A 14,974-nucleotide genomic window follows, 5' to 3' on the forward strand; every position below is an offset into this window, starting at 1 on the left:
ACAAACGATTTAACACTGCATTTACATCAATTTCATCCCCGGTTTCACAGCAGATTGCTGGAGGTTGCACTCGCTCACGTTTTTCGCGGTTGCACCTGCAAAAAGTGTTAAGCGCCGCATGAAACCAGGGTTGAAAACGAAAATCCACATCTTTTTTGCGGTTAACCATGTCATAACAATCCATTCATTTTCCAGCTTGCAAACCGGGTCACATTTAACGAGGTTGCACAAAGTTGCAACATAGTGGATATTTCACGTTAACTACATTAGCGCTACTGAATCACAGGAGTTTTTGGCATGGGCATGACCACCATGGGGGTTAAGCTGGATGACGCGACCCGCGAACGGATTAAATCGGCAGCCACGCGAATTGACCGCACGCCACACTGGTTAATTAAGCAGGCCATCTTTAATTATCTGGAAAAGCTGGAGAGCGACGACGCCCTGCCAGAGCTGCCTGCCCTGTTGGCCGGTGCCGCTAATGAGGGCGACGAGCACGCCGAGGCCGTCGAAGAGATCCACCAGCCGTTCCTCGAATTTGCCGAGCAGATCCTGCCTCAGTCGGTGAGCCGCGCGGCCATTACCGCCGCCTACCGCCGTGCCGAGACCGATGCCGTCCCGATGCTGCTGGAGCAGGCGCGCCTGCCGGAGCCGATTGCCACCCAGGCCCATAACCTGGCGTATCAGCTGGCCGAAAAACTGCGCAGCCAGAAAACCGCCACCGGCCGTGCCGGAATGGTGCAGAGCCTGCTGCAGGAGTTTTCCCTCTCCTCCCAGGAGGGCGTGGCCCTGATGTGTCTGGCGGAAGCGCTGCTGCGCATCCCGGACAAAGCCACCCGCGACGCGCTAATCCGCGACAAAATCAGCAACGGCAACTGGCATTCACACATTGGCCGCAGCCCATCGCTGTTCGTTAACGCCGCCACCTGGGGTCTGCTGTTCACTGGCCGTCTGGTCTCCACCCATAACGAAGCCAGCCTTTCACGCTCCCTGAACCGCATTATCGGCAAGAGCGGCGAACCGCTGATCCGTAAAGGCGTGGACATGGCGATGCGTCTGATGGGCGAGCAGTTCGTTACCGGCGAAACCATCGCCGAAGCGCTGGCCAACGCCCGCAAGCTGGAAGATAAAGGCTTCCGCTACTCCTATGACATGCTGGGCGAAGCGGCGCTGACCGCTGCCGACGCGCAGGCCTATCTGGTCTCTTACCAGCAGGCGATCCACGCCATTGGTAAAGCCTCGAATGGCCGCGGCATTTATGAAGGCCCGGGGATCTCCATTAAGCTCTCCGCCCTGCACCCGCGTTACAGCCGCGCCCAGTACGACCGCGTGATGGATGAGCTTTACCCGCGCCTGAAGTCCCTGACCCTGCTGGCACGCCAGTATGACATCGGGATCAACATCGACGCCGAAGAGGCCGACCGTCTGGAGATCTCCCTCGATCTGCTGGAAAAGCTGTGCTTCGAGCCAGAGCTGGCAGGCTGGAACGGGATTGGCTTCGTGATCCAGGCCTACCAGAAACGCTGTCCGTTCGTGATTGATTACCTGATCGACCTCGCCACCCGCAGCCGTCGCCGCCTGATGATCCGTCTGGTGAAGGGCGCCTACTGGGACAGCGAGATCAAGCGCGCCCAGATGGAAGGCCTGGAGGGCTATCCGGTCTATACCCGCAAGGTCTACACCGACGTCTCTTATCTTGCCTGTGCCAAAAAGCTGCTCGGCGTGCCGAACCTGATTTACCCGCAGTTCGCTACCCACAACGCCCACACCCTGGCGGCCATTTATCAACTCGCCGGTCAGAACTACTATCCGGGCCAGTACGAGTTCCAGTGCCTGCACGGCATGGGTGAACCGCTGTACGAGCAGGTCACCGGTAAGGTTGCGGATGGCAAACTGAACCGCCCGTGCCGGATTTATGCCCCTGTGGGCACCCATGAAACCCTGCTGGCGTATCTGGTGCGTCGTCTGCTGGAAAACGGGGCCAACACCTCCTTTGTTAACCGCATCGCCGATGCCACTCTGCCGCTGGACGAGCTGGTGGCGGATCCGGTGCTGGCGGTGGAAAAAATGGCCGCTCAGGAAGGTCAGGTGGGTCTGCCGCATCCGAAGATTGCCCTGCCGCGCGAGCTGTACGGTGCAGGCCGTATCAACTCCTCCGGTCTGGACCTGGCGAACGAACACCGTCTGGCCTCGCTCTCTTCGTCGCTGCTCAACAGCGCCCTGCAGAAATGGCAGGCCAAACCGATCCTTGAGCAGCCGGTGAGCAACGGCGAAATGCAGCCGGTGGTCAACCCGGCTGAGCCGAAAGACATCGTCGGTTTCGCCCGCGAAGCCACCGAGCAGGAAGTGGATCTGGCCCTCGACAGCGCGGTGAACAATGCGCCAATCTGGTTCGCCACGCCGCCGCAGGAGCGTGCCGCGATCCTGGAGCGCGCTGCGGTGCTGATGGAAGATCAGATGCAACAGCTGATTGGTATTCTGGTGCGCGAAGCCGGTAAAACCTTCAGCAACGCGATCGCCGAAGTGCGCGAGGCGGTTGACTTCCTGCACTACTATGCCGGTCAGGTCCGTGACGACTTTGACAACGAAACCCATCGCCCGCTGGGGCCGGTAGTCTGTATCAGCCCGTGGAACTTCCCGCTGGCCATCTTCACCGGTCAGATTGCTGCCGCGCTTGCCGCCGGTAACAGCGTGCTGGCGAAACCGGCCGAGCAAACCCCGCTGATTGCCGCCCAGGGGATCAACATCCTGCTGGAAGCGGGCGTACCGGCAGGCGTGGTGCAACTGCTGCCAGGCCGCGGCGAGACCGTGGGCGCGAAGCTCACCGCCGACAACCGCGTGCGCGGCGTGATGTTCACCGGCTCCACCGAAGTGGCCTCCCTGCTGCAACGCAACATCGCCACCCGTCTGGATGCCCAGGGCCGTCCGACCCCGCTGATTGCGGAAACCGGCGGCATGAACGCGATGATCGTGGACTCCTCTGCCCTCACCGAGCAGGTGGTGGTGGACGTGGTTGCTTCGGCCTTCGACAGCGCCGGACAGCGCTGCTCTGCCCTGCGTGTGCTGTGCCTGCAGGATGACATCGCTGACCACACCCTGAAGATGCTGCGTGGCGCGATGGGCGAATGCCGGATGGGCAACCCAGGCCGTCTGACCACCGATATCGGCCCGGTAATTGATGCCGAAGCCAAAGCGAATATTGAGAATCACATCCAGGCGATGCGCGCCAAAGGCCGTCCGGTATTCCAGGCGGTGCGTGAGAACAGCGAAGACGCCCGCGAATGGACCAGCGGCACCTTTGTGGCGCCAACCCTGATCGAGCTGGCCAGCTTCGACGAACTGAAAAAAGAGGTCTTTGGCCCGGTGCTGCACGTGGTGCGTTACAACCGTAACAACCTCGATCAGCTGATTGAGCAGATTAATGCCTCCGGTTATGGCCTGACGCTGGGCGTGCATACCCGTATCGACGAAACCATCGCCCAGGTAACCGGCAGCGCGAAAGTCGGCAACCTGTACGTGAACCGCAATATGGTTGGCGCGGTCGTTGGCGTGCAGCCGTTTGGCGGCGAAGGGCTGTCAGGCACCGGTCCGAAAGCCGGTGGTCCAATGTACCTGTACCGCCTGCTGGCGAACCGTCCGGCGAACGCCCTCGGCGTGACCCTGGCGCGTCAGGATGCACAACTTCCGGTGGATGCCCAGGTGAAAGCGGTGCTGACTCAGCCGCTGGAAGCGCTGGCCACCTGGGCTGAAAAACGTCCTGAACTCCGGGCGCTGTGCCAGCAGTATGGCGAGCTGGTCCAGGCGGGTACGCAACGTGTGCTGCCTGGCCCGACCGGCGAGCGTAACACCTGGACCCTGATGCCGCGCGAGCGCGTGCTCTGTGTGGCGGATAACGAGCAGGATGCGCTGATCCAGTTGGCAGCCGCGCTGGCGACCGGATGTGAAGTGCTGTGGCCGGAAGATGGCCTGCACCGTGACCTGGCGAAGCAGCTGCCGAAGGCAGTGACCGCGCGCATTCACTTTGCGAAAGCGGATGTGCTGACCAGCCAGCCGTTTGATGCGGTGATCTATCACGGCGATTCCGACCAGCTGCGCGAGCTGTGCGAACAGGTTGCGGCCCGTAGCGGCGCGATTGTGTCGGTGCAGGGCTTCGCCCGCGGCGAGGATAATCTGCAGCTGGAGCGTCTGTACGTGGAGCGCTCCCTGAGCGTGAACACCGCTGCCGCAGGGGGTAATGCCAGCCTGATGACCATCGGCTAAACGTGCAATCTTTCCCCGGTGGCGCTACGCTTACCGGGGCTACAGATAGCGTGACAATGTGGTTTTCACCGGCCGGATAAGCGTAGCGCATCCGGCTTTTTTACACGGAGAGAAACATGAAAAGAGCTTTTATTGCCGTGGCAGCATTACTGCTGAGCACCAGCGCGCTGGCGGATGAGTGCGGTAACGCCAGCACCCAGGTTGAGATGAACACCTGCACCGCGCAACAGTATCAGGCGGCGGATAAAACCCTGAACCAGACCTATCAGGCCGTCATGAAGCGCGCCGCGACACCCCAGCGCGATCTGCTGAAAAAAGCCCAGCAGGCGTGGATCGCCCTGCGCGATGCCGACTGCGCCCTTATCGGCTCGGGCACCGCAGGCGGCTCCGTGCAGCCGATGATCATTAATCAGTGCATGACGGAGAAAACCAACGAACGAGACGCTTTCCTGGCCTCGCTGATGCAGTGTGAAGAGGGCGATTTAAGCTGCCCGCTTCCGCCGTCCAGTTAACGCACCCGGATCCCTTCGATAATCATCCGCTGCACGTTATCCACGGTGCTGTGGAAGAAGTCATCATCCTTGAGCGACTTGCCGGTCACCGCCTCCACCTGAGCGGAAAAGTCGGCGTAGTGCTGGGTGGCGGCCCAGATCATAAAGATCAGATGGTGCGGATCCACCGGGGCCAGTTTGCCAGTGTCCACCCAACCGGCAATGATCGCCGACTTCTCATCCACCAGCGATTTCATGTCCCCGCTCAGCACCGTTTTCAGCAGCGGTGCCCCCTGCAACATCTCCAGACAGAACAGCCGTGAGGCCTGCGGATAGTCGCGGGAGACCTCCAGCTTGAGGCGGATATACTGCTGGATCGCCACCAGCGGGGTCAGCTCTTCGCGGAACGCCTTCAGCGGCGCCAGCCAGATATCGAGGATCTGTTGCAGAACGGCCACGTACAGCGCCTCTTTTGAGGGGAAGTAGTAGAGCAGATTGGTTTTCGACACCCCCGCCAGCTCGGCTACCTGCTCCAGGCGCGTGCCGTGAATGCCAAACTGCGAAAAGGTCTCCAGCGCCGCCGAGAGAATTGCCTGTTTTTTCGCGCTCACTGCCTGGGAACGTTTACCGCCCGTTTTCACTGCGCCTTGTACCATTGGCTCACTCCTTGTTGATCTGCACCCAGCATAGCAAAAACCCCTGAGTTACCACGACAATCTGCACCGCTACCGCGCACGACTGCCTGCTTTGTGTGCAACTATTTTGACCAGACAGTCCACTTTTATCGCCTGCATTTCCTCAACCAATCATTAACACATTAATAACATTAGTAATTTCAAACCTGGCATCCGCTTTGCAAAACAGGCTTACGCGGCTGAACAGGAGATGCAGGATGCAGCGCCACGTCTGACTTTCACCCCATGTTGAGATGAAGAGAGGTTAGTGATGAAAATTGGCGTATTCGTTCCCATTGGCAATAACGGCTGGCTTATCTCCACCCACGCGCCGCAGTACATGCCGACCTTCGAGCTGAACAAAGCCATTGTGCAAAAAGCGGAGCACTACCACTTCGATTTTGCCCTGTCGATGATCAAGCTGCGCGGCTTCGGCGGCAAAACCGAATTCTGGGATCACAACCTGGAGTCCTTCACGCTGATGGCCGGGCTGGCGGCAGTCACCTCCCGCATCCAGATCTACGCCACCGCCGCCACGCTCACCCTGCCCCCGGCGATTGTTGCGCGGATGGCCTCCACCATCGACACCATCTCCGGCGGCCGCTTTGGCGTCAATCTCGTTACCGGCTGGCAAAAACCGGAGTATGAGCAGATGGGACTCTGGCCGGGCGATGAGTATTTCTCGAAGCGCTACGACTATCTCACCGAGTATGTTCAGATCCTGCGCGATCTGTGGGGCACCGGCAAAAGCGACTTTAAAGGTGAATTCTTCACCATGAACGACTGCCGCGTCAGCCCGCAGCCCTCGGTGCCCATGAAGGTGATCTGCGCCGGGCAGAGCGATGCGGGGATGGAGTTCTCGGCAAATTATGCCGACTTCAACTTCTGCTTTGGCAAGGGGGTCAATACGCCGACGGCCTTCGCCCCCACCGCGGCCCGCATGAAACAGGCCGCTGAAAAAACCGGGCGCGATGTCGGCTCCTATGTGCTGTTTATGGTGATAGCCGACGAAACCGACGAAGCGGCGCGGGCGAAGTGGGAGCATTACAAAGCCGGGGCCGACGACGAAGCCCTGAGCTGGCTCAGCGAACAGAGCCAGAAAGACACCCGCTCCGGGGCAGACACCAACGTGCGGCAGATGGCAGACCCGACCTCCGCAGTAAATATCAATATGGGCACCCTGGTCGGCTCTTATGCCAGCGTGGCGCGGATGCTCGATGAAGTGGCAAGCGTCCCCGGTGCCGAAGGTGTGTTGCTCACCTTTGATGATTTCCTGGCCGGAATTGAAACCTTTGGCGAGCGCATCCAGCCGCTGATGACGTGCCGATCGCATCTTCCCGCTATCACCAGGGAGGTCGCGTAATGACGACCCTGCCCGCACGCCCGGAAGCTATCACCTTCGATCCCGCCCAGAGCGCGCTGATCGTGGTGGATATGCAGAACGCCTACGCCAGCCCTGGCGGCTACCTTGACCTCGCCGGGTTTGACGTCTCCGCCACCCGGCCAGTAATCGACAATATTCGCACCGCGGTGGCTGCGGCTCGCCAGGCCGGGATCCAGATCATCTGGTTCCAGAACGGCTGGGATGAAGAGTACGTGGAGGCAGGCGGCCCCGGCTCGCCCAACTTCCACAAATCCAACGCCCTGAAAACCATGCGCCAGCGCCCGGAATTGCAGGGCAAGCTGCTGGCGAAAGGCGGCTGGGACTACCAGCTGGTGAACGAGCTGGTGCCGCAGCCAGGGGATATCGTGCTGCCGAAACCGCGCTACAGCGGCTTCTTTAATACCCCGCTGGACAGCCTGCTGCGCAGCCGGGGGATCCGCCATCTGATCTTCACCGGCATTGCCACCAACGTGTGCGTGGAATCGACCCTGCGCGACGGCTTCTTTCTCGAATATTTCGGGGTGGTGCTGGAAGACGCCACCCACCAGGCAGGCCCGGCGTTTGCCCAGCAGGCCGCGCTGTTTAACATCGAAACCTTTTTCGGCTGGGTCAGCGACGTCGCCACCTTCTGCGACGCCCTTACACCATCCACCTATGCCCGTATCGCCTGAGGAGTGAGCCAATGCCAAAATCTGTGATTATCCCGCCAGGCACCAGTACGCCGATCGCCCCCTTCGTGCCAGGTACGCTGGCAGATGGCGTGGTCTACGTCTCGGGCACCCTGCCGTTCGACGCCGACAACAACGTGGTGTTTCCCGATGACCCAAAGGCGCAAACCCGCCACGTGCTACAAACTATCCAGCGCGTTATCGAAACGGCGGGCGGGACGATGGCGGACGTGACCTTCAACAGCATCTTTATTACCGACTGGAAAAACTACGCCGCGATTAACGAAATCTACGCCGAGTTTTTCCCTGGCGATAAACCGGCGCGGTTCTGCATTCAGTGCGGGCTGGTCAAACCCGAGGCGCTGGTGGAGATCGCCACCATTGCCCACATCGGTCAGTGAGGTTGCCATGAACCTTTCAATTTCACCCCCGCCCTTTGCGGGCGCGCCAGTGGTGGTGTTAAGCGCCGGGCTGGGCGGCAGCGGCAGCTACTGGCTGCCCCAGTTGGCCGATCTGGAGCAGGATTACCAGGTGGTCTGCTATGACCAGCGCGGCACCGGCAACAACCCCGGCGAACTGCCGGAGGACTACAGCCTGGCGCAGATGGCCGATGAGCTGTGGCAGGCGCTCAGCACCGCCGGGATCGGGCGCTTTTCGGTGGTCGGCCATGCTCTGGGGGCGCTGATCGGCCTGCAGCTGGCGGTGGATCGCCCTGGCGCGATCGACGCGCTGGTGTGCGTCAACGGCTGGCTGACGCTGCATCCCCATACCCGGCGCTGTTTTCAGGTGCGCGAGCGGTTGCTGCATGCCGGTGGCGCGCAGGCGTGGGTAGAAGCTCAGCCGCTGTTTCTCTATCCCGCCGACTGGATGGCCGCCCGTCAGCCGCGCATGGAGGCCGAAGAGGCGCTGGCGCTGGCCCATTTTCAGGGTAAAGCCACCCTGCTGCGCAGACTGAACGCCCTCAAGCGGGCCGATTTCAGCCGCCTGGCGACAGAGATCCGCTGTCCGGTGTTAACGATCTGCTCTGCCGACGATCTGCTGGTGCCAGCCGTCTGTTCATCCCAGCTCCACGCCGCCCTGCCCGACAGCACCCTCACGGTGATGCCCCGGGGCGGCCACGCCTGCAACGTTACCGAGCCGGAGGTTTTCAACGCCCTGCTGCAAAACGGGCTTGCCAGCCTGCTGCACCGCCATGAACGTTTATCGAAGGAGTTGCCATGAGTGAAGCCATCACCCCAACCGCGCAGCATGCGCTGTTTACCGAAGCGCGGACCCATAACGGCTGGCTGGACCGCCCGGTCAGCGACGAGACGCTGCGTGAAATATACGAACTGATGAAGTGGGGACCCACCTCTGCCAACTGCTCTCCGGCGCGGATGGTGTTTATCCGCACCCCGGAAGGCAAAGAGAAACTGCGTCCGGCTCTATCCAGCGGCAACCTGCAAAAAACTCTCACCGCCCCGGTGACGGCCATCGTTGCCTGGGACAGCCAGTTTTACGATCGGCTGCCGGAGCTGTTTCCCCATGGCGATGCCCGGAGCTGGTTCACCGCCAGCCCACAGCTTGCCGAGGAGACCGCCTTTCGCAACAGCACCCTGCAAGCCGCGTATCTGATTGTCGCCTGCCGGGCGCTGGGACTGGATACCGGGCCGCTGTCCGGCTTCGACCGGGAGAAGGTGGATGCCGCCTTCTTCACCGGCAGCAACCTGAAAAGCAATCTGCTGATCAACATCGGTTATGGCGATACAAGCAAACTTTACGGCCGCCTGCCCCGCCTGAGCTTTGATGACGCTTGCGGGCTGGTATAAGGAGCAATCATGAACATTGATAAACAAGAATTTCGTGATGCCATGGCCTGCCTCGGGGCGGCGGTGAATATCATTACCACCGACGGCCCGGCCGGACAGGCGGGCTTTACCGCCAGCGCGGTGTGCAGCGTCACCGATTCGCCGCCGACGCTGCTGGTGTGCCTCAATCGCGGCGCTTCGGTGTGGCCGGTTTTTAACGACAACCGCACCCTGTGCGTTAACACCCTGAGCGCCGGGCAGGAATCGCTCTCCAATCTGTTTGGTGGCAAGACCCCGATGGCAGAACGCTTCGCCGCCGCCCGGTGGCAGACCGGGGACACCGGTTGCCCGCGGCTGGACGACGCGCTGGCCTCGTTCGACTGCCGCATTAGCCAGGTGGTGAGCGTCGGCACACACGACATTCTGTTTTGCGAGATCGTTGCTATAACCCGCCACCCGGTGCCTCAGGGCCTGGTGTGGTTTGACCGCGGCTACCACGCCCTGATGCGACCCGCCTGTTAACCCTCCTTAAGGAGCAGCTGATGGCACTATTCGGTTTTCCTCACTGGCAGTTGAAATCGACCTCTTCAGACCGCGGCGTGGTCGCGCCGGATGAACGCCTCCCGCTGGCGCAGACCGCGGTGATGGGTGTCCAGCATGCGGTGGCGATGTTTGGCGCCACGGTGCTGATGCCCATTCTGATGGGGCTGGATCCCAATCTGTCGATACTGATGTCGGGGATCGGCACGCTGCTGTTCTTTGTCATCACCGGCGGACGGGTGCCAAGCTATCTCGGCTCCAGCGCGGCCTTTGTCGGGGTGGTGATTGCCGCCACCGGCTTTAGCGGGCAAGGGATTAACCCACAACTGAGCGTGGCGCTGGGCGGGATTATCGCCTGCGGGGCGATCTACACCGTCATTGGCCTGGTAGTGATGAAGCTCGGTACCCGCTGGATAGAACGGCTGATGCCGCCGGTGGTCACCGGGGCAGTGGTGATGGCGATCGGCCTGAACCTCGCCCCCATCGCCGTAAAAGGGGTGTCCGGCTCGGCGTTCGACAGCTGGATGGCGGTGGTCACGGTGCTGTGCATTGGCCTTGTGGCGGTGTTTACCCGGGGGATGATCCAGCGGCTGCTGATCCTTGTGGGGCTGATCCTCGCCTGCCTGATCTTCGCCCTGCTCACCAGCGTACTGGGGTTTGGCAAACCGGTCGATTTCGCCCTTGTGCAGCAGGCGGCGTGGTTTGGCCTGCCGCAGCTGACCTCACCTACCTTTAACGGCCAGGCGATGATGCTGATCGCCCCGGTGGCGGTAATTCTGGTGGCAGAGAACCTCGGCCACCTGAAGGCAGTAGCCGGAATGACCGGGCGCAATATGGACCCGTGGATGGGGCGGGCCTTTGTCGGCGACGGGCTGGCGACCATGCTCTCCGGCTCGGTGGGCGGCAGCGGCGTGACCACCTATGCCGAGAATATCGGCGTGATGGCGGTGACCAAAGTCTACTCGACGCTGGTGTTCGTGGCGGCGGCGGTGATCGCCATCCTGCTGGGCTTTTCACCCAAATTTGGCGCGCTGATCCACACCATTCCGGCAGCGGTAATTGGCGGGGCGTCAATCGTGGTGTTTGGGCTGATTGCGGTGGCCGGGGCGCGGATCTGGGTGCAGAACCGGGTCGATCTCAGTCAGAACGGCAACCTGATTATGGTCGCCGTGACCCTGGTACTGGGTGCCGGTGATTTTGCTCTCTCCCTCGGCGGCTTTACCCTGGGCGGGATCGGCACCGCCACCTTTGGCGCGATTGCGCTTAACGCCCTGCTCAGCCGCCGGATGGCGGCAGTTCCGCAGGGCGAAGCCGTGACTCAGGAACCTTGATCCAGCGTGGCGCTGTCGGCCTCCGCCAGCGCCTTTTTCTTTCTTTTAAGCTTCAGCTCGCTCACCAGCACGCCCGCGATAATAAAGGCTGCCCCCACCAGGGCGAGTAACGGCAGGCGCTCCCCGGCCAGACGGCCAAAAATTCCCGCCCACACCGGCTCCCCGGTGTAGATCACCGTCGCCCGGGTTGGCGAGACGCTGCGCTGCGCCCAGTTCATGGTGACCTGAATAATGGCGCTGAAAATCCCCAGCCCGAGGGCCACAATCACCAGGCCTGACGAGAGCGGCGGCACGGACTCCCCCGCCGGGAGCATCGACAGAAACGCCACCAGCGAGGCGGTAGCCAACTGCACAACGGTGACGCGCTTGACGTCCACCTTTCCGGCCCAGGCACTGATCAAAATAATCTCAGCGGCAATCGCCACCGCACCTACCAGGGTAATCATCTCCCCCGGCCCGAGCGCCAGCAGGTTATCGTCTGGCCCCGCCAGCAGGATCAGGCCGATAAAGGCCAGCACGATGCCGATGCAGGACATCACACCCGGCATGCGGCGCAGGCACAGCCACTGCAAAAGCGGCACCAGCGGGACATACATGGCGGTGATAAAGGCTGATTTACTGCTGGGGATCGACTGCAGCCCCCAGGTTTGCAGACTGTAGCCCATTGCAATGGAGACGCCGATCGCCAGCCCGGCTTTCAGTTCGGTCATGGTCAGGCCAGGCAGCGTTTTCAGGGAGATGATCGCTACCGCGATAGCCGCCGTGGCGAAGCGCAGGCCAACAAAAAAGAAGGGATCGCTGAGCGTAACGGCGTACTGCACGGCAAGAAAAGTCCCACCCCAGAACATGGTGATAAGGATCAGGATCGCTTCCTGCGGTTTGATCGAAAAGGCATAACGGGAGGAGGACATGAGGCACCAGCACAATGAGTCAATCCGCTAGTGTGAAAGGAATTTGATAACACTTCAATAACAGACATAAAAAAACCGCCGGGAGGCCCGGCGGCGGGGGGTGCCAGGGGTCATGAGACCCATACTTCAGACGGCTGCAACTTAACTGCTTTTGTTGCCGCCATGGCTATTTTTTCCCCCTTTTTTGCCAGCTTCGGATGCGCGTTGAGGATCGTTTTTGAAGTTCCCCCCGCTTTGCTGGCCACCTTTACGTCCTGCTTCTGATGCTCTTTCACGGTCTTCTGCAAAATTACCTGACCCACCACGATGGTTTGCCATGTCGGACCTCCAGAGTTATAAAACATAAGACTTAATACTGTATTCAGTGAAAGCGAATTCTTTCACCTGATGGCGCTAAAAAAGTGTCTTTAACTGCGCCACGTGAACCTAAGCTTAGTGGAGTATGGGTATTCAGCCAGCTAACCGTAATATTCTGCAATATGAAATCAGCCTTTCGTATGACGTTCGCTAAAACGAAACCATAAGCCGTTCTTATCATTCTAAAAATCCACAATACCGAAAATGTTTCATTTTGCTACGTAAAAGAGGCCTCCCTGTTTTATGTTTGAAATCAAATAAATGCCCTCAAAATTTGCAGTCTCGCCGTCACGTCATATCTTTAAAAGAGCGCAGCATGCCGCTGCCTTCTAAATCATGCGAGGAGTGAAGCGAAATGACGAAAATTCTGGTGCTCTACTATTCCATGTACGGACACATCGAGACCATGGCTCATGCAGTGGCGGACGGCGCCAGGAAAGTCGAGGGAGTGGAGGTGGTGATCAAACGCGTACCGGAAACCATGCCGGCAGACGCCTTTGCCAAAGCCGGAGGCAAAGCGCAGGATGCGCCGGAAGCATCACCGCAGGAGCTGGGCGATTACGACGCCATTATTTTTGGCACCCCGACGCGCTTTGGCAATATGTCCGGGCAGATGCGCACTTTCCTCGACCAGACCGGTGGCCTGTGGGCCAAAAATGCGTTACACGGCAAGATCGCCAGCGTATTTAGCTCTACCGGCACCGGCGGCGGTCAGGAGCAGACCATCACGTCGACCTGGACGACCCTGGCTCATCACGGGATGGTGATCGTGCCCATCGGCTACGGCACGCCGGAGCTGTTTGATATTTCACAGGTCCGCGGCGGCACGCCATACGGTGCAACGACCATTGCCGGGGGTGACGGCTCACGCCAGCCGTCGGAAGCAGAACTGAACATTGCCCGCTATCAGGGTGAATACGTTGCCGGTCTGGCTGCTAAACTGAAAGGTTAATACTCAACAGGAGGTTCACTATGCCAACTCAAGAAGCTAAAGCACATCGCGTCGGAGAATTTGCGCGTTTACGTAATACGTCACCAGAGATCGCCGAGGCGATTTTTGAAGTCGCAAACTATGACGAAAAACTGGCCGAGAAAATCTGGGAAGAAGGCAGTGATGAAGTGCTGGTGATCGCCTTCGACAAAACCGACAAAGACTCGCTGTTCTGGGGCGAGCAGACCATTGAGCGTAAAAACGTTTGATACCAACGCGGACGACTAACGCCTGATGGCGCCAGGCTTATCGGGCCTACAGAATCCGTTCAGAGTTGGGATTCGGTAGGTCGGATAAGCAAAGCGCCACCGACACGTTACCCCCCCTCTTTGGGTGTGTAGTGCATCCATTTTAGTGGACTCTCTGAATGGGGAGTCCTCTACTCTGATGTACAAATAACCTCGAAGAATGCCTGCACGGAAGGCTTTTTCTGAACGTTACATTAGCTTAATTTTACGTCCGTAAACTCAATGACATCGACGGCCTGAAGGTCGTTATGAATGATGACGTTTGGTATTAGGGGTGCTTAGGTTTCTACTGATGTGTTTGTGAAGTCAGCCATAACCCATTCTGGAGCTGTTATGTTTACATCGTTTGCCTGGATAAATGAGCCTGCAAAGTGGCAGTGCCAGAATGACACTCTACAGGTCACCACCGATAACAAAACTGATTTCTGGCGCAAAACCTGGTACGGGTTTGAACGCTTTACCGGTCATGTCTTTGCCACTGAGGTTGAGGGAGATTTTACTTTCCAGCTCAAAATCTGCGCAGACTTTACTACGCTGTACGATCAGGCCGGACTGATGATGATAGGTGATGAGCAGCACTGGCTAAAAGCGGGTATTGAATATAACGATGGCGCGCCCGCCATTGGCAGCGTGCTGACGCTTGGCCATTCCGAGTGGGCTACAGGAGTTTTTCCCGGCGATGCGCGAGCGTTCTGGCTGAGGCTCACGCGTAAAGGAGACAGCCTGAGACTGCAGTATTCAACAGAGGGACAGACGTGGCCTTTAATACGCCTGAGCTATTTTCCGCCGGGTCCGGTCAGGATCGGTACAATGTGTTGTACGCCAGAACGGGCTGGGCTTGATGTCGTGTTTCAGGACATCCTTTTAACGCCGCCGCTGGATAAGGCACTGCATGATTTGAGCTAATGTCACAAGGCCAGCAATAAAAGGCGATTACGTCGCCTCCCTGCTTCTCTATAAATATGCCCTCAGGCTATTGATGAAGACATTACTAACATCAAGGTGTATTAATCAACGGGGAGCAGGTCATTGATATTGTTAAAGCAGCAGAACACTAAGATGGAGAGTAGCTAAGTGATTGATTTAGATTTACTATTATTTAATGAGACGGTTAAAGACATTGTATGTCCTTTGCTGGCTTTTTGAAAAGTATTGGATATCCAGGTTTGGATAGATATTTTGTACGATATCGATTCACCGCAATTCAAACATGAGAGTTTATGAATACTTTCCACGAACTAATTGAAAAAAGCGTCGTTTCCCTTAATGACAAAATGGGGCTGGTAAAAAGCCCGAACTGGAAACCACTTGGTTTTCTAACTCAAAAAAATA

General features: G+C 58.9%; 16 protein-coding genes. 12 read left to right on the plus strand and 4 right to left on the minus strand.

Annotated elements, in window-relative coordinates:
* Window positions 1–21: 21 nt before the first annotated feature.
* Window positions 22–174 (minus strand): hypothetical protein, encoded by a 153-nt coding sequence (locus C3F35_RS26605; RefSeq protein WP_158251934.1) that lies wholly within the window; start codon window positions 172–174, stop codon window positions 22–24.
* Between the two features lie 123 nt (window positions 175–297).
* Here C3F35_RS26605 and putA point away from each other — a divergent pair, with 123 nt between their 5' ends.
* Both putA and C3F35_RS03150 read left to right on the plus strand, forming a co-directional pair.
* Entirely contained in the window at window positions 298–4,260 is a 3,963-nt protein-coding gene (gene putA / locus C3F35_RS03145; RefSeq protein WP_103792955.1) for a trifunctional transcriptional regulator/proline dehydrogenase/L-glutamate gamma-semialdehyde dehydrogenase, read from the plus strand.
* A gap of 116 nt (window positions 4,261–4,376) precedes the next feature.
* Window positions 4,377–4,772 (plus strand): lysozyme inhibitor LprI family protein, encoded by a 396-nt coding sequence (locus C3F35_RS03150; RefSeq protein WP_103792956.1) that lies wholly within the window; start codon window positions 4,377–4,379, stop codon window positions 4,770–4,772.
* Here C3F35_RS03150 and rutR read toward each other — a convergent pair.
* Entirely contained in the window at window positions 4,769–5,407 is a 639-nt protein-coding gene (gene rutR / locus C3F35_RS03155; protein ID WP_032617479.1) for an HTH-type transcriptional regulator RutR, read from the minus strand. The genes C3F35_RS03150 and rutR overlap by 4 nt on opposite strands.
* A 289-nt stretch (window positions 5,408–5,696) precedes the next feature.
* On the opposite strand from rutR, the gene rutA reads away from it, so the two are divergent.
* From rutA to rutG, 7 genes are read left to right on the plus strand one after another with little or no spacing between them, the layout of a single operon-like run.
* Window positions 5,697–6,788: a pyrimidine utilization protein A gene (rutA, locus tag C3F35_RS03165; protein WP_103792957.1), complete on the plus strand. Its 1,092-nt coding sequence runs from the start codon at window positions 5,697–5,699 to the stop codon at window positions 6,786–6,788.
* Window positions 6,788–7,480, plus strand: a complete 693-nt coding sequence (gene rutB / locus C3F35_RS03170; protein WP_032617476.1) for a pyrimidine utilization protein B — start codon at window positions 6,788–6,790, stop codon at window positions 7,478–7,480. The genes rutA and rutB overlap by 1 nt, the downstream gene beginning before the upstream one ends.
* Window positions 7,481–7,491: 11 nt before the next feature.
* Window positions 7,492–7,878, plus strand: a complete 387-nt coding sequence (rutC, locus tag C3F35_RS03175) for a pyrimidine utilization protein C (RefSeq protein ID WP_032617475.1) — start codon at window positions 7,492–7,494, stop codon at window positions 7,876–7,878.
* 7 nt (window positions 7,879–7,885) lie between these two features.
* On the plus strand, window positions 7,886–8,698 hold the full coding sequence (gene rutD, locus C3F35_RS03180) for a pyrimidine utilization protein D (protein WP_103792958.1): 813 nt from the start codon (window positions 7,886–7,888) through the stop codon (window positions 8,696–8,698).
* A complete protein-coding gene (locus tag C3F35_RS03185) occupies window positions 8,695–9,285 on the plus strand; it encodes a malonic semialdehyde reductase (protein WP_103792959.1) in 591 nt (196 codons plus the stop codon). Before rutD ends, C3F35_RS03185 begins: the two co-directional genes overlap by 4 nt.
* Window positions 9,286–9,294: 9 nt before the next feature.
* A complete protein-coding gene (gene rutF / locus C3F35_RS03190; RefSeq protein WP_103792960.1) occupies window positions 9,295–9,786 on the plus strand; it encodes an NADH-dependent FMN reductase RutF in 492 nt (163 codons plus the stop codon).
* Window positions 9,787–9,806: 20 nt separating this feature from the next.
* Entirely contained in the window at window positions 9,807–11,135 is a 1,329-nt protein-coding gene (gene rutG / locus C3F35_RS03195) for a pyrimidine utilization transport protein G (protein ID WP_103792961.1), read from the plus strand.
* Here rutG and C3F35_RS03200 read toward each other — a convergent pair.
* Complete coding sequence (locus tag C3F35_RS03200) at window positions 11,123–12,046, minus strand: DMT family transporter (protein ID WP_032617469.1); 924 nt, start codon at window positions 12,044–12,046, stop codon at window positions 11,123–11,125. The two genes, rutG and C3F35_RS03200, sit on opposite strands and share 13 nt — an antisense overlap.
* 141 nt (window positions 12,047–12,187) lie before the next feature.
* Window positions 12,188–12,364, minus strand: coding sequence for a general stress protein (locus tag C3F35_RS03205; RefSeq protein WP_032617468.1), 177 nt, complete (start codon window positions 12,362–12,364; stop codon window positions 12,188–12,190).
* 394 nt (window positions 12,365–12,758) lie between these two features.
* Here C3F35_RS03205 and wrbA point away from each other — a divergent pair, with 394 nt between their 5' ends.
* From wrbA to C3F35_RS03220, 3 genes are all read left to right on the plus strand, one after another.
* On the plus strand, window positions 12,759–13,355 hold the full coding sequence (gene wrbA / locus C3F35_RS03210) for an NAD(P)H:quinone oxidoreductase (RefSeq protein ID WP_032617467.1): 597 nt from the start codon (window positions 12,759–12,761) through the stop codon (window positions 13,353–13,355).
* A 20-nt stretch (window positions 13,356–13,375) separates the two neighbouring features.
* Complete coding sequence (locus C3F35_RS03215) at window positions 13,376–13,603, plus strand: YccJ family protein (RefSeq protein ID WP_032617466.1); 228 nt, start codon at window positions 13,376–13,378, stop codon at window positions 13,601–13,603.
* 372 nt (window positions 13,604–13,975) lie between these two features.
* A complete protein-coding gene (locus C3F35_RS03220) occupies window positions 13,976–14,548 on the plus strand; it encodes a DUF1349 domain-containing protein (RefSeq protein ID WP_103792962.1) in 573 nt (190 codons plus the stop codon).
* Window positions 14,549–14,974 lie beyond the last annotated feature (426 nt).

Source organism: Leclercia sp. LSNIH3, from assembly GCF_002935105.1.
GTDB classification, from domain to species: Bacteria; Pseudomonadota; Gammaproteobacteria; order Enterobacterales; family Enterobacteriaceae; genus Enterobacter; species Enterobacter adecarboxylatus.